At 69.2% G+C, this 16,776-nt stretch carries 14 protein-coding genes; 3 read left to right on the top strand and 11 right to left on the bottom strand.

Annotated elements, in window-relative coordinates; translation table 11 throughout:
• Nucleotides 1–9: 9 nt before the first annotated feature.
• From ACFXK0_RS09000 to ACFXK0_RS08950, 11 genes are all read right to left on the bottom strand, one after another.
• Complete coding sequence (locus ACFXK0_RS09000; protein ID WP_379409450.1) at nucleotides 10–843, bottom strand: mycofactocin-coupled SDR family oxidoreductase; 834 nt, start codon at nucleotides 841–843, stop codon at nucleotides 10–12.
• Nucleotides 844–859: 16 nt separating this feature from the next.
• A complete protein-coding gene (locus tag ACFXK0_RS08995) occupies nucleotides 860–2,137 on the bottom strand; it encodes a cytochrome P450 (RefSeq protein WP_379409449.1) in 1,278 nt (425 codons plus the stop codon).
• Between the two features lie 29 nt (nucleotides 2,138–2,166).
• Nucleotides 2,167–2,805, bottom strand: a complete 639-nt coding sequence (locus ACFXK0_RS08990; RefSeq protein ID WP_379409448.1) for a hypothetical protein — start codon at nucleotides 2,803–2,805, stop codon at nucleotides 2,167–2,169.
• 50 nt (nucleotides 2,806–2,855) lie between these two features.
• Nucleotides 2,856–4,136 carry an MlaD family protein gene (locus ACFXK0_RS08985; RefSeq protein ID WP_379409447.1) on the bottom strand — a complete coding sequence of 427 codons (1,281 nt, stop codon included), beginning with the start codon at nucleotides 4,134–4,136 and terminating at the stop codon, nucleotides 2,856–2,858.
• Nucleotides 4,133–5,239 (bottom strand): MlaD family protein, encoded by a 1,107-nt coding sequence (locus ACFXK0_RS08980; protein ID WP_379409446.1) that lies wholly within the window; start codon nucleotides 5,237–5,239, stop codon nucleotides 4,133–4,135. The genes ACFXK0_RS08985 and ACFXK0_RS08980 overlap by 4 nt, the downstream gene beginning before the upstream one ends.
• The gene (locus ACFXK0_RS08975; protein ID WP_379409445.1) at nucleotides 5,236–6,339 is read right to left on the bottom strand and encodes an MCE family protein; all 1,104 of its coding nucleotides are present in this window, start codon (nucleotides 6,337–6,339) and stop codon (nucleotides 5,236–5,238) included. Before ACFXK0_RS08975 ends, ACFXK0_RS08980 begins: the two co-directional genes overlap by 4 nt.
• Nucleotides 6,336–7,385 carry an MCE family protein gene (locus ACFXK0_RS08970; RefSeq protein WP_379409444.1) on the bottom strand — a complete coding sequence of 350 codons (1,050 nt, stop codon included), beginning with the start codon at nucleotides 7,383–7,385 and terminating at the stop codon, nucleotides 6,336–6,338. Before ACFXK0_RS08970 ends, ACFXK0_RS08975 begins: the two co-directional genes overlap by 4 nt.
• A 7-nt stretch (nucleotides 7,386–7,392) precedes the next feature.
• Nucleotides 7,393–9,705 carry an MlaD family protein gene (locus ACFXK0_RS08965; protein ID WP_379409443.1) on the bottom strand — a complete coding sequence of 771 codons (2,313 nt, stop codon included), beginning with the start codon at nucleotides 9,703–9,705 and terminating at the stop codon, nucleotides 7,393–7,395.
• Between the two features lie 4 nt (nucleotides 9,706–9,709).
• On the bottom strand, nucleotides 9,710–10,564 hold the full coding sequence (locus tag ACFXK0_RS08960) for an ABC transporter permease (protein WP_379409442.1): 855 nt from the start codon (nucleotides 10,562–10,564) through the stop codon (nucleotides 9,710–9,712).
• Nucleotides 10,564–11,427 (bottom strand): ABC transporter permease, encoded by an 864-nt coding sequence (locus ACFXK0_RS08955; protein ID WP_379409441.1) that lies wholly within the window; start codon nucleotides 11,425–11,427, stop codon nucleotides 10,564–10,566. The genes ACFXK0_RS08960 and ACFXK0_RS08955 overlap by 1 nt, the downstream gene beginning before the upstream one ends.
• Nucleotides 11,428–11,627: 200 nt before the next feature.
• Nucleotides 11,628–12,206 (bottom strand): hypothetical protein, encoded by a 579-nt coding sequence (locus tag ACFXK0_RS08950; RefSeq protein ID WP_379409440.1) that lies wholly within the window; start codon nucleotides 12,204–12,206, stop codon nucleotides 11,628–11,630.
• A 284-nt stretch (nucleotides 12,207–12,490) separates the two neighbouring features.
• On the opposite strand from ACFXK0_RS08950, the gene ACFXK0_RS08945 reads away from it, so the two are divergent.
• The 3 genes from ACFXK0_RS08945 to ACFXK0_RS08935 are packed head-to-tail and all read left to right on the top strand — an operon-like array spanning nucleotide 12,491 to nucleotide 16,707.
• The gene (locus ACFXK0_RS08945) at nucleotides 12,491–14,047 is read left to right on the top strand and encodes an AMP-binding protein (protein WP_379409439.1); all 1,557 of its coding nucleotides are present in this window, start codon (nucleotides 12,491–12,493) and stop codon (nucleotides 14,045–14,047) included.
• Between the two features lie 39 nt (nucleotides 14,048–14,086).
• Complete coding sequence (locus ACFXK0_RS08940) at nucleotides 14,087–15,283, top strand: amidohydrolase family protein (protein WP_379409438.1); 1,197 nt, start codon at nucleotides 14,087–14,089, stop codon at nucleotides 15,281–15,283.
• Entirely contained in the window at nucleotides 15,280–16,707 is a 1,428-nt protein-coding gene (locus ACFXK0_RS08935) for a FadD3 family acyl-CoA ligase (RefSeq protein WP_379409437.1), read from the top strand. Before ACFXK0_RS08940 ends, ACFXK0_RS08935 begins: the two co-directional genes overlap by 4 nt.
• Nucleotides 16,708–16,776 lie beyond the last annotated feature (69 nt).

The following is a 16,776-nucleotide window of genomic DNA, read 5'->3' as shown; positions in this document are numbered from 1 at the left end:
CGGACTCCGCTACTTCAGCATGCTGCCGGCGTCGACCGGCAGCGAGACACCGGTGATGAACCGCGCCTCGTCGGAGACCAGATACAGCACCGCGTTGCTGACGTCCACCGGGTCGACCCACGGCGTGGGCAGGGTGTGGAACATCTGGCAGATCGGCTTCAGATCATCCGGGCCCGGGCTCTCCAGGTCGGGGCGGAACAGCTTGTAGGTGCCCTCGTTGAGCAGCATGGAGGTACTGACGTGGGTGGGGTGCACCGAGTTGACGCGGATCGACTGGTGCCCGTGCTCCACGGCGAAGGTGCGCATCAACCCGACGACACCGTGCTTGGCGGCCACGTAGTGCCCGACATTCGGGTAGGCCTTGAGCCCGCCCACCGAACCGGTCAGCACGACCGCGCCGCCGCCGGCCGCGACCAGGTGCGGCACACCGGCTTTCACGGTCTTCCAGACGCCGCCGAGGTTGACCGCGATCATGTCGTCCCACAGCGTCTCGTCGAGGTCGGCCAGCGCGCCGCCCTCGTTGCCGATGCCGGCGTTGGCGACGATGATGTCGAGCTTGCCCAGCTGTTCGACACCGCTGTCGACCGCCGCTTTGAGCGCGCCGTAGTCGCGGACGTCGACCTCGGCGGTGACCACCCGTCTGCCTTCCGCCTTCACCAGCTCCGCGGTCTCGGCCAGGTCCTCGGGCGTGGACATGGGGAAGGGCACGTTGTCGAGCTGTTTGCAGACATCGATGGCGATGATGTCGGCGCCCTCCTGCGCCAGCCGCACCGCGTGGCTGCGGCCCTGGCCGCGCGCCGCGCCGGTGATGAAGGCGACTTTGCCGTCTACTCGTCCGGTCATCGTGAACCTCTTTCTCTCAGGGATTGGGGGTGAAGGTGATGTGCAGGTCGGACAGGCCGCGCAGGATGAACGTCGGCTCGTAGCGGTAGTTCCGGTCACCGGCGGGACCGTGCTGGTCCTCGTCGATGCGGATGTCGAGCATCCGGTCCAGGATCCGCTCGATCGACACCCGGCCCTCGACCCGCGCCAGCGGGGCACCGGGGCAGGAGTGCACGCCACGCCCGAAGGCCATGTGCTCACGGAAGTTCGGGCGGCCCAGCTGGAATTCGTGCGGGTTCTCGAAGCGGCGCGGGTCGCGGTTGGCCGCACCGGGGCAGACCATCACCGTCGAACCGACCGGGATGTCGACGTCGCCGACGGTGGTGGCACGCTTGGCGAGCCGGAAACCGGACTTCACCGGCGCGTCAAGCCGCAGGGTCTCCTCGATGAACGCGGGGATCAGGCTGCGATCCGCGCGCAGCGCCTGCTGCACCTCGGGATGATCGCCGAGGATCCGCATGGCGGCGCTGAGCAGTTTGGCGGTGGTCTCCTGGCCCGCGCCGAAGAGGAAGGTGGCCGAGCGGACCACGTCGATCACTTCGGGGGTGGAACCGTCGGGGTATTTCGCCAGCGCGAGCGAGGTCAGCACGTCGTCGCGGGGGTTCTCGCGCCGGTCGGAGATGTAGCCGACGAACTTCTCGTCGAGCCATTCCAGCGGATTGGAGGCGACGATCTCGTTGTCCAGCGCGCCCACCCGGGCACCGGGGCGTTCGGCGCCGAGCACGATCCGGAACTGCTCGTGGTCCTCTTCGGGCACCCCGAGCATGTCGGCGACCACCAGCAGCGAGAACGGTTTGGCGTAGTCGACCAGGAACTCCGACTTGCCCGCGGCGAGGAACTCGTCGAGCTGGCGGTCGGCCAGCCGCCACATGAACTCCTCGTTCTCCTTGAGCCGGGCCGGAGTGAGCAGCCGGTTGAGCAGCGAGCGCGCGTAGGTGTGCTGCGGCGGGTCCATGGTGACCATGTGCTCGTACATCGGCAGCTGTGAGCGGTGCTGTTCGAGCAGCTCGCTGATGTCGTCGCCCTCGATGGCGAAGGGCAGCGGCGGGAACGGGCCACCGACCGAGATCGCCGAGGAGAACAGGCTCGCGTCGCGCAGCACCTCCACCGACTCGGCGTAACCGGTCACCGCGTACACCCCGTACTGCGATTCCTGGGTCACCGGGCACTTGGCGCGCAGATGGTCGAAGTACGGGTGCGGATCGGGCACCAGGGCCGGATCAGTGAAGTAGTCGACGGTGTCGAAATCAGTCATGCGGATACTCCTCGGGAAACATCGTTGGATCAGGGCAGATAGACCCGGCTCGCGAGCCAGCGTCCGTCGACGAGCTGCATGGTCATCAGGACCCGGCTGCGATCGACACGGGGATCGGTGGAGGCGGCGTTGGTGACGGTCTGGTCGATGAACAGCAGCACCTCGACCTCGGTCTCGGTCGCCGATTTCACCGCGGCCTCGAGCACGGTGCCTTTGCCGGTGGCCTTGTTCTCCTGCAGCAGTTCGCGCAGCTGGCCGCTGGAGCGGGTGTACATGTCGCGGAACTCACCGGTCGAGCCGTCGAGCACGGCGGCGAAATCGCTGTCGAGGCGGCTGGAGTCGACGCTGGTCAGGGTCACCCCGTAGGCGCGGGCGGCCTGCAGTGCGGCGTCGGCGGCGGCGTCCAGCGCGCGCTCCTGACGCAGTTGCCAGCCCAGGATCGCGGCGGCGGCGAGGGAGAGCACCGTGACGAGGCCGAGCACGGGCAGCAGTGCCCGGCGGCCGACCCGCAACCGGCGCCGCAGGCCCGCCAGCCGCGCCGGGCGTTCGGCCGGTGCGGTGTCGTCGGCTTTCGACAGCGAAACCTCTTGCGCCGCGATCTCTTTCGGCTCGTCATCGGTAGCTTCTTCGGTCTTGCGGTCGATTACTACTGTGTCGGTGTCACTCATGGTGTCGTTCCTCGCGGTAGGGATCGGGCTGGGGCTGTGGTCTGGTCCGGTCATCGCACCGGTGCCGGGGGTGGATCGGGCAGCGGCGGGCCGGCGAAGGTGAGCGGGATCGACAGCGGCCCGATCGGTGTCGACGTGGTCTGCCGGGTGGGGCTCTCCCCCGGCGGCGGCGCACCCGGGACGACGGTGCCGGTCGGGCGTGGCGCGTTGGCAGCGCCACGGATCAGCACCGAGGGGTCGGTGTTCGGGCAGTAGGTGTACACATACGGCTCGGGGAAATCGGGCAGCGACGGTGACCGGCGGGGCAGGTCGTAGTCGCAGGAGTAGCGGGGATACAGGTTCACCAGGCCCCAGACGCCGCCGTCGTGGAAGGCGACCGCGATGGCCTCGAGGGTGGACCCGTCGCGTTCGGTCGGGAAGAAGAATTCCTGGAGTGCGGGTACCCGGGCACCGGTGACCTCGGCGACCACCCCGAGGTTGTCGATGAGCTGCCCGCCGGTGCCTGCGTTCTGCGCGATCACCGCGTCCAGCGCGCGCAGGGTGCCCGGTGCCGCGCCGAGCAGTTCCACGTAGCCACCGGCTTTCGCGCTCGCGCCGGTGAGCACCTGGTTCAGATCGCCGGCGAAGTCGCCGAGGCCGGGGGTGAGATCGCGGATGGTGCCGAGTACCTGCCTGCTGTCGCGGATCAGGCCGACGGTCTGGGGCAGCACCGAGTCCAGGGTGGAGATCAGGAAGACGCCGCCGTCGATCAGGTCGGCCAGTTTCCGCGCGCCCTGCGGCCCGACCCCGAACTCGTCGACAATGGCCGCCAGCTGGGCCGGATCCACTTGGGCCAGTGTCGAATCCAGCTGCGCGAGGGTCTGCCACAGCGGGGTCGGCGTGCTGGTGTTCTCCACGGCCACCTCGGCGCCGTCGGCCAGGAAGGGGCCGTCGTCGCGGGTGGGCCGGAAGTCCAGGTACTGCTCACCGGCCAGCGACAGACTCGCCACCCGGACCTCGCCGTCGGCGGGCACCGCGGTTCCCGCGTCGATCACCGCGACCGCGACCAGGCCGCGCTCGGTGAGGGAGACCGACTCCACGGTGCCGATCGGCACCCCCCGCAACGCGACGGTGCGACCGGCCAGCAGGCCACCGGAATCGGCGAGGTGGACCCGGACCCGGTAGGTCGCGGCGGCGGGGTTGACCCCCAGCGCACCGAAGGCCAGGTAGCCGATGCCGAGGATCAGGATCACCACCAGCGACAGCGCCGAGGCCGCCGCGCGCCGGGCGCGCACCGCCCGCACCACGTCGACCAGGCCGCGCGCCGCGGTCTCCCGCACGCCCGCGCTCATCGCCCGGCTCCGGTGATCTTGCCCTGCAACCGCAGCAGGGTGTAGGTGAGGGTGCCGACGAAGTTCGTCCAGTCCCGCGCGTCGGGCAGCCTGCTCTCCGGGTCGCCGGGATGGTTGACATCGGGCAGCACGCCCAGTGCCAGGTCCTGGAAGTCGGCGTCGGTGCTGGCCGCGGTGCTGGTGGTGACCGCGATGACCGGGCCCAGCATCGAATTCATCGCCGCCACACTGGCTTCCGGGTGGGTCGCGGCGGCGTTGAGCTGCTCGGCGATGCGGTTGATGTCGGCGATCATGCCGGTGGTCTCGGTGCCGTCGAGGCCGGGGAACTTCGCGAGCTGACGCGAGAGCCTGCCGACCTCGCCGACCAACGAGAGCGCTTGCGCGGAATTGTCGCGCAGGGTGGTCAGCGCGGGCCCGGCCGAAGTGAGGACGTCGTCGATGGTGCCTGCCTGTTCGTGCAGGGTGAGTGCGAGCCGGTCGACTTCGCCGAGGGTGGCGCGGATGTCGTCGGAGCGGGCCGCCAGCGCCTGGACGACGCTGGTCGATTGCGCGATCAGTTCGGCCATCCGGTCGCCGCGATCGCCGACGGCGCGCCCGAGCCCGTTGATGATCGTGGTGAGATTGCGGATGGCGCCGCCGTTCACCAGCAGCGAGGCGGTGGTGAGCAGTTCCTCGACGGTGGCCGCGGCGGAGGTGTGTTCGCGGGCGATGCGGTCACCGTCGGCCAGTGCCGGGGTGGCCGCCGTGGCGTCCGCGGGTGCGGTCAGGGACACGAACACATCCCCGAGTGGGGTGGCGGTCCGCAGTTCGGCGGTGGTGCCCAGCGGCAGCCGGACATCGGGCCGGATGCTCAGGGTCACCACGGCGGTGTAGTCGCGCACCGCCATCTCGGTCACCTCACCGACGTCGGCGCCGGCGAGGCGGACCTTCGCCTTCGCGGGCAGGTTCAGCGCGTTCGCGAAATCGGCTCGGACGGTGTAGTTCTCGCTGCCACCGCCGGGTGCGGGCAGCGGCAGATCGCCGAGCCCGACGGCACAGCCGGTGCCCGAACACAGGGCCGCCAGCGCGAGGGCCGCGAGCCGGGAGCCGTGCGGGGGCCTCATCGGGGCATCCCCGCCATCGCCTCGAGCATGTCGGTGATCCCGAAGTCGGGGCCGAAGTCCTGCAAAGTCCCGGTGGCGCAACCCAATTGGCGCAGCCCGAGAATATTGCAGACCTCCTTGACCAGCTGACCGTCGAAGAAGACCTTGTCCAGCAGGGCGTGCACCCGCACGCCCCGGTACTCGAAATCGACGGCCCGGTAGGCGTTGTTGAGCAGCAGCGGTGTCACATCGATGAACTCGGCGAGCTGGGCGCGATAGTCGGCCAGCGCCTTGGTCACCGTGGCGGTATTGGCCACCGTGGTCTGCAGCACGCCTGCGTTCTCGGCGAGCAGGGTGTCGGTCTGGCGCAGGATCTCGACCAGCTGGGCGCCGGTGCCGCCGGTGCCGATCCCGAGATCGGCCACCACATCGCCGAGTTGTCCGGTGGCGGAGCCGAATTCGTGGATGGTCTGCTCGTTGGCCGCGGCGGCGGCGACCAGCGCGGCGAGCTGGTCGACCAGCTGGGTGAGGGTCTCGCGGGTGGCTTCGCCGCCGTCCTCGCCGAGCTTCACCGCCGCCGCGAGCTGATCGAGGGTGTCGCGCAGCTGCGGACCGCTGCCGGTGGCGATCGCCGCGGACGCGCTGAGCAACCGCGCGACCGGCCCGTCACCGGGTGCCTCGCCCTCGAGCTCACCGGCCATCCGGTCGGCGGCACCGAGCAGCCGATCGAACTCCATCGGAGTGCGGGTGCGGTCCAGGCCCAGGTGCGCGCCGTCGGCGAGGGTGGGTCCGCCCCGGTAGACCGGGGTGAGTTCGACGTGGCGGTCGGTGAGGACCGAGGTCGACAGCGTCACCGCCCGCACCTCGGCGGGGATCTCGACCTCGGGGTCGACCGCCAGGGTGACCTCCACATGCGACCCGCGCGGCCGCACGGCGGTGACCTCGCCCACCGACATGCCCAGCACCGCCACCGCATTGCCCACATAGAGACCGGCGGCATTGTCGAACAGCGCGGTCACCGTGGTCCGGCGGTCGCCGCCAATCGGGCTGTCGGCGAATCCGGCGGCCGCGCCGACCAGCAGCACGACAGCGGCGCCCAGCAGTGCACGTCCGGCTCTCATCGGCAGTCCTCGAAGTAGGGGGGCAGATTCACCATCTCGGCGCGCCCGCCCAGCGCGCACATCCACGAATCGATGAGCGGTCCGGCCGGGGCGGTGAAGTCGACCTCGTTGCCGGTGCCGGAGGCGTTGGCGAAGTTGCGGATCGGGATGGGCAGGATCTCGAGGGTGTTGCGCAGCAGTTCGTCGTTGCGGGCGAGACTGCCGAGCAGGCCGTCGAGCCCGGCCAGCAGGCCGTCCACGGCGGGGCGGTCCTCGACGACGAGCCTGCGTACCTGATCGGCGAGGTCGCGGGTGGCGTTCATCAGCCCGACCACGGCGTCGCGGCGGGTCACGATCTCGGTGAGCAGGTCGCGGCCCTGGACCATGATCGCGGCCAGGTCGGCCTGCTGGCGGTCGAGCACGCCGGTCAGTTCGGCGGTGCTGGTCAGCAGGGCGCTCATCTCCCCGCGCCGATCGCCGACGACGGCGGCCAGGGTGCGCAGGTTGGCCAGCATGGCCGGTAGTACCGACGGCACGCCGTCGAGTTGCCCGGCCAGGGCGGTCAGCGAGTCGCCGATCCGGGCGGCGTCGATCTGGTCGAAGGTGACGGTGGCGTTGTCGAGCGCGGTCTGCAGATCGTAGGGAACCTCGGTGTGTTCCAGGGTGATCCGCCGATCCGGCAGCGTCCCCTCCCCCGCGGGCCGCAGTTCCACATAGCGGGCGCCGAGCAGGGTGGTGAGTTTGATCGCCGCCCCGGTGCCCGCGCCCAGCGGTACCGAGGAATCGATGTCGAGTTCGACGATCACCCGGTCACCGGCCAGCCGGGTGCTGCCCACGGCGCCGACCGAGACGCCGGCGAGGGTCACCGCGTCACCGCTGCTGATCCCCGCGGCCTGGGCGAACTCCGCCTGGTAGCGGGTGGTGCCGACGCCGAGCGCGTGCACCCCGACCGCACCGGCGGTCACCGCGACCAGCACCACGACCGCGCACAGCCCGAGCACCGCCTTGCGATGCTCTTCGATCGGCCGCCGGGCCAACCGGATCCATTGTCGGACAGTCTCTTTCATCGTCGCCTCACCTGCAGATCGGTGAATACTCGGGTTGCCCGCTCGGCGTGGCGAGACCGACCACCGTCGGTACCAGGGCCTCGAGCGAGGGCAGCAGGGTGATGTTGAAGTTGCACAGGTAGGTGCTCAGGTACGCGCCCTCCTGACTGACCCGGGCCAGGCCCTTCATCAGCGCGGGCAGATTGAAGCCGAGATAGGCGAAGTTCTCCTTGTTCTCCGCGAAATGCCGGGTGAAGCCGGGCTCGCGGTAGAGCATCGCGTTCAGGTCCGGTTCCATGGCGTCGAGCAGGCCCGCCATCCGGCCGGTGACCAGCGAGGCGGAATCCAGCGTGTCGAGCAGTTCGTCGCGGTGCTCGGCCAGGCCGCCGATGATCGCGCGCGACTGGCTGATCAGCCCGCTCACCTCACCGCTGCGCCGCGCCAGATCACCGACCACCTGACTCAGATTGGTGATCACCGCGCCGAGCACCTGGTCGGGGCCGGCCAGCGACTGTGCCAGCGAGGACACCTGTTCGACCAGCAGTACCAGCGAGGTCTGATCGCCTTGCAGGGCTTTGATCAGCGCACCGGTGACATTGTCGACCTGCGCGGGGTCGAGTCCGCCGAACAACGGCTCGAAACCGTTGAGCAGTCCGGAGATGTCGAAGGACGGTTCGGTGTGTTCCAGCGGGATCTCCGCGCCCGCGGCCAGCGGCGCGGCGTCACCGAACTCGGCGAGGGCGAGACCGAGATAGCGCTGGCCGATGACGTTCTGGTAGGTGATCGAGGCCTTGGTGTTGCCGTAGAGCACCTGGTCCTCGGCCACCCGGAATCGCACGCGGGCCTGCACACCGGCGAGTTCGATGCCGTCGACCCGCCCGACCCTGACCCCGGCCATCCGCACGTCGTCACCGACGCGCAGGCCGCTGACATCGGCGAACACCGCGGAGTACGACTTGGTGTCGCCGTTGATGCCACGGTCGAGGGTCACATAGGTGATCCAGATCAGCGCCATGGCGACCGTGACGAACAGGCTCACTCCGATGAGCGATTTGCGGTAACTCATCGCGGGACTCCCATCGGCAGCGGACCGTCGGCCAGCAAGCGGGGCCAGCAGCGCCTCGGCGCCGTTGTGGGTGCCGCCCAGTGCCTGTTCGATCAAGGTCTTGATCTCCTGCGGAAGGTCGCCGGCCAGCTCGGGCGCGGTCGGATAGGACCGCGGGTCCATGGTCTGGGGCAGCTCCTCCACCGGTATCGAGGTCGGTGCCGTCGCGCAGCTCGGGCCGGCCAGCTCGCCGTAGCGGGGGCAGTCGGCGCGAGTGTAGGGGGTGTGCGGGGTGAGCCGGAACTGGAATTTGCCACGGCCACGCGGGCTGTCGGCGTTCCAGAACTCCGCGAACCACAGGTCCGAGAGCTTGCGGATGCTCAGCACGACCTGGGTGAACGACGGTGAGCCTGCCGCGAATACGTCCAGCACCGGGCCCATCTCGTGCACGATCCCGGTGAGCTGGTCGGTGCGGCGGTCCAGGGTCGCGCCCACCGTGCCGAGGGTGGTGCCGCTCGCGCTGAGCAGGCCGGTCAGCTGCTCGCGCTGTTCGGCGAAGGTGCGCATCGGCAGTACGGCCTGGTGCAGCGCGTCGAGCAGTTCGGGTGCGGCGGCGGTCAATCCGCGGACCGAATCGGCCAGCATGGTCAGGGTGGGCGGGCCGCCGTCGGGGGTGAGCAGGGCGTCGAATTCCCTGGTGATGCGGTCGAGCTTGGCGCCCGCGCCGACCAGGTCGTCGCCGCGCCGGTCGGTGGCCTCGGCCACGGCGGCCAGCACACCCATCGTGTCGGCGCTGCCGATGCGCGCGGTGGCAGCGATGATCTCGCGCAGTTTGGTGAGCGCGGTCTGTAGCTGCACCGTGGACAGGCTGGTGTCCTGGGGGATCTCGGTGTGCGCGGTCAGCGCGGGGCCGGGACCGTTGTCCACCAGCTGCACCGAGGAGACGGCGAAGACGTTGCTGGGCACCACCCGTGCCGTCACGTTACGCGGAATACCCTGGGCCGCAACAGGGTCCAGCAGCAGTCTGACGCGATTGGTGGTGCCGCCGTTCGCCGGGGTCACCCCGTCGACGATCCCGACCAGCATCCCGCGGAACTTCACATCCGAGCGCGTGGGCAGACCGTCGCCCAGCTGCTCCAGTACCGCGATCACCTCGACCTTCTCGTCGAAGCGCCCGGTCGACTTCAGCAGCAGCACGGTGACCACCAGCGTGCTCACCACGAGCACCGCGCAGCCGCGCAGCAGCAGCATCCAGCCCGCCGGGCCGCGTCCGTCCTTCTCGAAGAGCACCGACACGAGCTCACCCACCCAGCCGTGCGCTGGCGCCGATGCCCCAGATCGCCACTGTGAGCAGCAGATTGACAATGATCATCAGCGAGATCGCCGCGCGCATCGCCCGTCCGGCGGCGATGCCGACGCCCTGCGGTCCGCCCGCGGCGTAGTAGCCGTAGTAGCACTGCACGGTCGAGGTGATGATCACGAAGACGACGGCCTTTCCCAGCGAATAGACGATGTCGGGACCGTTGAGCACGAGCTGGAAGTAGTGCTCGTAGGTCCCCGCCGACAGCCCGCCCGACATCCCGACGACGACCTGCACGGCCAGGTAGTTCGCGGCCAGGCAGACCAGATACAGCGGCACGATCGCCACCATCGACGCCAGCAGCCGGGTGCTCACCAGGTAGGGCACCGACCGGATGCCCATCGACTCCATCGCGTCGATCTCCTCGGCGATGCCCATCGCGCCCAGCTGGGCGGTGAACCGGCAGCCCGCCTGCGCGGCGAAGGCCAGCGAGGCCATGATCGGCGCGAGTTCCCTGGTCGAGGCGGTGGAGGCGATCAGGCCGATGGTCGGTTCCATGCCGAGCAGGTGCAGTGCGTTGTAGCCCTCGAGCCCGACGATGGCGCCACCGGCGGCACCGAGCACGATGATCACCCCGGCGGTCCCGCCGCCCACCACGATCGAGCCGTTACCCCAGGTGATGTCGGAGAGGATCCGCAGGAACTCGGTGCGGTAATGGCGCAGCATCACCGGGATGGAGAACAGCGCGCGCAGCAGGAAGCTGATCATGTGGCCCAGGCGCATGATCGAGACGCCCACGCGCCGCGACAGCCGCGCGACGGTCCGGGTGCCCAGCGGGCGATACGGCGTCGCCATCACAGGCCCTGCCGTGGGAACAGGATCATGAACAGCTGGGTGAACATGACATTGACCAGCATCAGCAGCAGGATCGAGGAGACCACCGTCGAGTTGACGGAGTTGGCCACACCGGCCGGACCGCCTTCGGTGTGCAGGCCCTTCTCACAGGCCACGACCGCGACGATCATGCCGTAGACCACCGCCTTGACCAGGGTCAGCCACAGGTCGCCGACGGTGGCGAAGGAGGCGAAGGTCGCCACGAAGCTGCCCGGTGCGCCGTTCTGGGCGAAGACGTTGAACAGGTAGCCGGCCAGGAAGCCGACGAAGCACACCACGCCGGTGAGCGAGACACCGACCAGCACCGCCGCCGCGACCCGGGGCACCACCAGCCGCCGCACCACCGAGACGCCCATGACCTCCATCGCGTCGAGTTCGTCGCGGATCTTGCGGGAGCCGAGGTCGGCGCAGATCGCCGAGCCCACCGCCGAGGCCATCAGCAACGCGGCCACCATCGGCGCGCCCTGCCGGATCACCGCGAGTCCGCTGGCCGCCCCGGCCAGCGAGGTCGCGCCGACCTGACCGGCGAGCAGTCCGAACTGGATGGACAGCGTCACCCCGATGGGCAGCGAGACGAAGATGGTCGGCAGGACCGCCGCCGAGGACATGAACGCCGACTGGCGGACGAACTCACCGAAGGCGAAGCGCCCGGTGGCGATGTCGGTGACGAGGTATTGCACGGCGCGCACACCGAGGATGAACTGCCCGCCGACGGTCTCCAGCGCGGCGACCGGATGACGTCGCAGATAGCCGCGCCACCAGGCGGAGATCTCCCGGGTCGCCGACCTCACCTGGGGGACCGCAACTTCGCGGGGGATCGTCATAGATGATCTTTCGGGTAGCTCCCGGAAATGAACTTCTCCATAGTGAGCTACGTCTCGCGGTCACGTCAAGAGTCGTACAACCGATTTGAGAGAATTGGATTCTCGTCAATCATCATCGGAGCACGTCGGCGCGCCGCGAGCGCACGCCGAACACGGACATGACTGTGCCGACGCCGTCGAACACGGCGGCGGCGAGCGGACTAACCCAGCGGTACGAGGTCGCGCATCTCCCCGCGGAACGACGGGGGCAGCAAGGCACCGGACCGGAAGGATTCCACCGGCGGCACCGTCGCACCGGACAGGCCGGCCGCGGTCAGGGCGCAGGACTTGAAGGCGCGGGCGGCGACACTGACCCGGTGACAGGACGCGCCGACCCGGGCTTCGAGCTCGTCGGGCAGGTCGTCGCCCCAGACCGCGACCTCGGTCAGGCCCAGGTCGAGGCAGTCGAGCACACCGGCGCGCACCTGGGGTTCGGTGCGGAAGCTGTGCACCGAGACCGCGACGGCCGTCGGCCACAGGTCGTGGCGCGGCGTCGAGAGCGATTGACGCAGGTCCAGCACGGTGGCGCCGAGAATCTGCAGTGGGCCGACGTTCACCGGGTCGGCGACCAGCGCGGTCACCTCCCAGCCTGCGGCGGCCCGGTCGAACAGCCAGCCGCCCGCGTGCCGGACGATATCGGCGGCATCCGGCCCGACCACGGCCAGCCGGTGCCGTAGCGGATGCCGGTGCGCGTGGGCGCGCCACCGATTGACCGAATGAACGCCCTGACAAGTAGCCATATCTTCATCCCCGTTTTCGCGGTGGCACCGCACCCCGGAACGTCGTTGCCGAGCACACCGTAATTTGATTCTCGCGGGCGCGAGGAAGGTTCTCAATGAACGGTGAGATGTGATCTGAATCTCATTGACACGAAGGTTGGATAGGTCGGCCGGAGATCGCCGGTGGCGGCGAGGCAGCCGCAGCACTCTTGTTCGCCCCTGCGCAAATGTGCTTCTCTGATTGGGAGAACCATATGCTCGCCGTGCCGCATCCTGCTCGGCGCGCCGATGAAGGAGTCCGCCGCATGCGCACGATCCCACCCGACTTGGCCCGCCACTACCGCGAACAGGGCTGGTGGACCGAACAGACCCTCGGCGACCTGCTCGCCGAGGGTCTCGGCGCCGCGCCGGGGACACCGTTCCGGGTGCACTCCGCGGTCCGGCCGTGGTCGGGCACCGTCGGCGAGGTCGAACACCTCGCCCGCAGGCTCGCGGCCGGACTGCGCCGGCGCGGCGTCGGACCGGGCGACATCGTCGCCTTCCAGCTGCCGAACTGGATGGAGGCCGCGGCCGTCTTCTGGGCCTCGTCGTTCCTCGGCGCGACCGTCGTCCCGGTCGTCCACTTCTACGGCAGGCGGGAACTGACCCACATCCTGGCGGCGGTCCGGCCGGCGGTGTTCGTGACCACCGACCGGTTCGGCAGCACGGAGTTCGCGCCGGAGGTGTACCGCGAGGTGCCGATCACCGGCGTGGTCGGTGGCGATTTCGACGACCTGCTCGACGACGAACCACTCACCGGCGTCCTGCCGGTGGACCCGGACCGGCCCGCCCTGATCGCGTTCACCTCCGGCACCACCCGGGCGCCGAAGGGCGTGGTGCACAGCCATCACACGCTCGGACACGAGACCCGCCAGCTGGCCGGGATCTACCCGGCCGACCGCGGCGACCAGATCACCGCAGCACCGGTCGGGCATTTCATCGGGATGGTCAACGCCTTCCTCATCCCGGTCCTGGACCGGGCACCGATCAATCTGGTCGACGTGTGGGATCCGGCGCAGGTTCTCGCGTTGATGACCGGGGAGCGGCTCGCCGTCGGCGGCGGTGTGCCGTACTACGTCACCAGCCTGCTCGATCACCCGGATTGGACCGACGCGCACCTGCCGTACCTGCGCTACGCCGGCCTCGGTGGTGCCGCGGTGCCCGCCGCGCTGACCCGGCGTCTGGACGACACCGGCATCACCGTCTACCGCTCCTACGGCAGCACCGAGCACCCGTCGATCACCGGGTCACGCCATACCGCGCCGGCCACCAAGCGGCTGTTCACCGACGGCGACACCCTGCCCGGCGTGGAGATCCGGCTGGCCCCCGACGGCGAGATCCTCAGCCGGGGACCGGATCTGTGCCTCGGGTACACCGAACCCGAGCTCACCGCCGCCGCCTTCGACGACGACGGCTGGTACCACACCGGCGACATCGGCGTACTCGACGCGGACGGCTATCTCACGATCACCGATCGCAAGTCGGACATGATCATCCGCGGCGGCGAGAACATCAGCGCGCTCGAGGTCGAGGAGATCCTGCTCGCCCTGCCCGGCGTGGCCGAGGCGGTCGCCGTCGCGGTGCCCGATCCCCGGTTCGGTGAGCGGACCGCCGCGGTGCTGCGGCTGCTGCCCGGCCACCCCGATCCCACCCTCGACCAGCTGCGCGCGCATTTCGCCGCGGCCGGGATGGCCAAGCAGAAGTGGCCCGAACAGGTGCATGTCGTCGCCGATTTCCCGCGCACCGCCAGCGGCAAGGTGCAGAAGTTCGTGGTGCGCCGCGACCTGGCCGCGCACCACGAGGACATTGCCGTTCAATCGTGAAGAGAATATGATTCTCACAAATCGGTAAGGAGGATCCACATGACGAAGATCGAGCTGCCCTATCAGCTCTTCGACGCGGACAACCATCTCTACGAGACCAAGGAAGCGCTCACCCGGCACCTGCCCAAGCAGTACGAGGGCGCCATCCAGTACATCGAGATCAACGGCCGCACCAAGATCGCGGTGCTCGGCCAGATCAGCGAGTACATCCCGAACCCGACCTTCGACGTGGTCGCGCGGCCGGGCGCCATGGAGGAGTACTTCAAGCACGGCAATCCCGAGGGCAAGAGCCGCCGCGAGATCTTCGGCAAGTCGATGAAGGCGATCGACGCCTTCCGCAATCCCGAGGCCCGGCTACAGGTCATGGACGATCTCCAGTTGCAGCGCGCGCTGATGTTCCCGACCCTGGCCAGCCTGGTCGAGGAGCGCATGCGCCACCATCCCGAACTCATCCACGCGGTGATCGAATCGCTGAACCGGTGGATGCTCGAGGACTGGGGCCAGGACGGCAGCTTCGTCCACTCCGGGCGCATCTTCACCGTCCCGGTGATCACCCTGCCGATCGTCGAACGCGCCATCGCCGAACTCAACTGGGCCGTGGTCGAACACGGCGCCAAGGCCATCCTGGTGCGGCCGGCGCCGGTGCCCGGCTACAAGGGCATGCGCTCGTTCGCGATGCCGGAGTTCGATCCGTTCTGGAAGCGGGTCGTCGAACTCGACGTGCTGGTCACCATGCACTCCTCCGACAGCGGCTACTCCCGCTTCGACGCCGAATGGGAGGGCAACAGCCTGGAGATGCTGCCGTTCCAGACCAACACCTTCGCGATGACCAACCAGTGGCGGCCGGTCACCGACGCGGTCGCCTCCTGGGTGTGTCACGGTGCGCTGAATCGCTTCCCCGACTTGAAGATCGCCGTCATCGAGAACGGTTCGGCGTGGCTCGAGCCGCTGCTGCAGCAGCTCTCCGACGTCTACAAGAAGGCGCCGGAAGGCTTCGGCTTCCGCGATCCGATCGAGGCCATCAAGCAGAGCCTCTATGTCAGCCCGTTCTGGGAGGAGGACCTGCAACGGCTCTCCGATGTGATGGGCGTCGACCACGTGCTGTTCGGGTCGGACTGGCCGCATCCGGAGGGCCTGGCCGAGCCGGCCCGCTACATCCACGAGCTCAAGGACATGCCGCAGGCCAACCAGGCCAAGATCATGGGCGGCAATCTCGCACGGCTGCTGAAGGTATGAGCTGGGAAACCCTCCCGCAGCTGGTGACGAGCGCGGCCGACCGCTTCGGTGCCGCCGAAGCGGTCGTCGACGGCGAGCTGCGCCTGAGTTTCACCGAACTCGCGGCCCGGGTACGCCGGGCCGCGGGCGCGCTCGCGGCCACGGGTATCGGCAAGGGCGATCGGGTGGCGCTGTGGGCACCGAATTCCGCGCAGTGGATGATCGCGGCGTTCGGCGTACTCACCGCGGGCGCGGTGCTGGTCCCGGTGAACACCCGGTTCAAGGCGGGCGAGGCGGCCGACGTGATCCGGCGCAGCGGGGCGAAAGCGGTGCTGGTGGAACAGGGTTTCCTCGGCACCGATTACGCCGGTGTCACCGACGTGCCGGTGTTCGATCTGAAATCCGGGTTCCTGGAGTCGGGCGAGCCGTACGAATGCGCTGTCGCGCCCACCGATGTCGCCGACATCATCTTCACCTCGGGAACCACCGGGCGCCCCAAGGGCGTCATGATGAATCACCGCCAGACGCTGCGACTCTACGCGGAGTGGTGCGAGCTGGCCGATCTGCGGGAGGGCGACCGGTATCTGATCGTCAACCCGTTCTTCCACACCTTCGGCTACAAGGCAGGCCTGGTCGCCTCGCTCATCCGGGGCGCGACCGTCCTGCCGGTGCCGGTCTTCGATGTCGACACGGTCCTGGATCTGGTGGAACGCGAACGGGTGACGATGCTGCCCGGCCCGCCCACCCTCTATCACTCGCTGCTGGCGGCCGAGGGCACCCGTGACCTGTCCTCGCTGCGTGCGGCGGTCACCGGCGCTGCCGACATCCCGGTGGAGCTCATCCGCCGGATCTCCCAGGAACTGCCGTTCCGGTCCATCATGACCGGCTACGGCCTCACCGAAGCAGGCACGGCCACCGCCTCCCGGCCCGGTGACACCTTCGAGCAGATCGCGACCACCGTGGGACAACCCTGCGACGGGGTCGAGATCCGCATCGCCGAGGACGGCGAGGTACTGGTCCGCGGATATTCGGTCATGCTGGGCTATCTCGACGATCCCGAAGCGACCGCCGCGGCCGTCGACGCCGACGGATGGCTGCACACCGGTGATCTCGGTGCGCTCGACATCGACGGCAGGCTGCGCATCGTCGGACGGAAGAAGGACATGTTCATCGTCGGTGGCTTCAATGCCTATCCGGCGGAGATCGAGGGCTTCCTGCTCGAACATCCCGCGGTCGCCCAGGCCGCCGTCGTCGGGGTGCCCGACGAGCGCCTCGGCCAGGTCGGCCGGGCGTATGTGGTGGCCGGATCGCCGGTCACCGAGGACGAGCTGATCGCCTGGAGCCGGGACCGGATGGCCGGGTACAAGGTGCCGCGCTCGGTGCGGTTCCTGGATGCCCTGCCGCTCAACGCGACCGGGAAGGTGATGAAGGATCAGCTGAGCTGACCGCTGGACCGAGACGACTCCGGCCGCGTGCGCACCAGCACGCGGCCGGAGTCGTTCTGATGGTCGGGG

The organism is Nocardia sp. NPDC059177, assembly GCF_042755165.1.
Lineage (GTDB): Bacteria > Actinomycetota > Actinomycetes > Mycobacteriales > Mycobacteriaceae > Nocardia.
Note: the sequence above shows the minus strand (reverse complement) of the source record. Positions and strands in the feature narration are given on the sequence as shown.

Excerpts from the sequence above, each read along its gene's own strand:
- ACFXK0_RS09000 (WP_379409450.1), bottom strand. The coding sequence starts at position 843 with ATGACCGGACGAGTAGACGGCAAAGTCGCCTTCATCACCGGCGCGGCG.
- ACFXK0_RS08995 (WP_379409449.1), bottom strand. The coding sequence starts at position 2,137 with ATGACTGATTTCGACACCGTCGACTACTTCACTGATCCGGCCCTGGTG.
- ACFXK0_RS08990 (WP_379409448.1), bottom strand. The coding sequence starts at position 2,805 with ATGAGTGACACCGACACAGTAGTAATCGACCGCAAGACCGAAGAAGCT.
- ACFXK0_RS08985 (WP_379409447.1), bottom strand. The coding sequence starts at position 4,136 with ATGAGCGCGGGCGTGCGGGAGACCGCGGCGCGCGGCCTGGTCGACGTG.
- ACFXK0_RS08980 (WP_379409446.1), bottom strand. The coding sequence starts at position 5,239 with ATGAGGCCCCCGCACGGCTCCCGGCTCGCGGCCCTCGCGCTGGCGGCC.
- ACFXK0_RS08975 (WP_379409445.1), bottom strand. The coding sequence starts at position 6,339 with ATGAGAGCCGGACGTGCACTGCTGGGCGCCGCTGTCGTGCTGCTGGTC.
- ACFXK0_RS08970 (WP_379409444.1), bottom strand. The coding sequence starts at position 7,385 with ATGAAAGAGACTGTCCGACAATGGATCCGGTTGGCCCGGCGGCCGATC.
- ACFXK0_RS08960 (WP_379409442.1), bottom strand. The coding sequence starts at position 10,564 with ATGGCGACGCCGTATCGCCCGCTGGGCACCCGGACCGTCGCGCGGCTG.
- ACFXK0_RS08955 (WP_379409441.1), bottom strand. The coding sequence starts at position 11,427 with ATGACGATCCCCCGCGAAGTTGCGGTCCCCCAGGTGAGGTCGGCGACC.
- ACFXK0_RS08950 (WP_379409440.1), bottom strand. The coding sequence starts at position 12,206 with ATGGCTACTTGTCAGGGCGTTCATTCGGTCAATCGGTGGCGCGCCCAC.
- ACFXK0_RS08945 (WP_379409439.1), top strand. The coding sequence starts at position 12,491 with ATGCGCACGATCCCACCCGACTTGGCCCGCCACTACCGCGAACAGGGC.
- ACFXK0_RS08940 (WP_379409438.1), top strand. The coding sequence starts at position 14,087 with ATGACGAAGATCGAGCTGCCCTATCAGCTCTTCGACGCGGACAACCAT.
- ACFXK0_RS08935 (WP_379409437.1), top strand. The coding sequence starts at position 15,280 with ATGAGCTGGGAAACCCTCCCGCAGCTGGTGACGAGCGCGGCCGACCGC.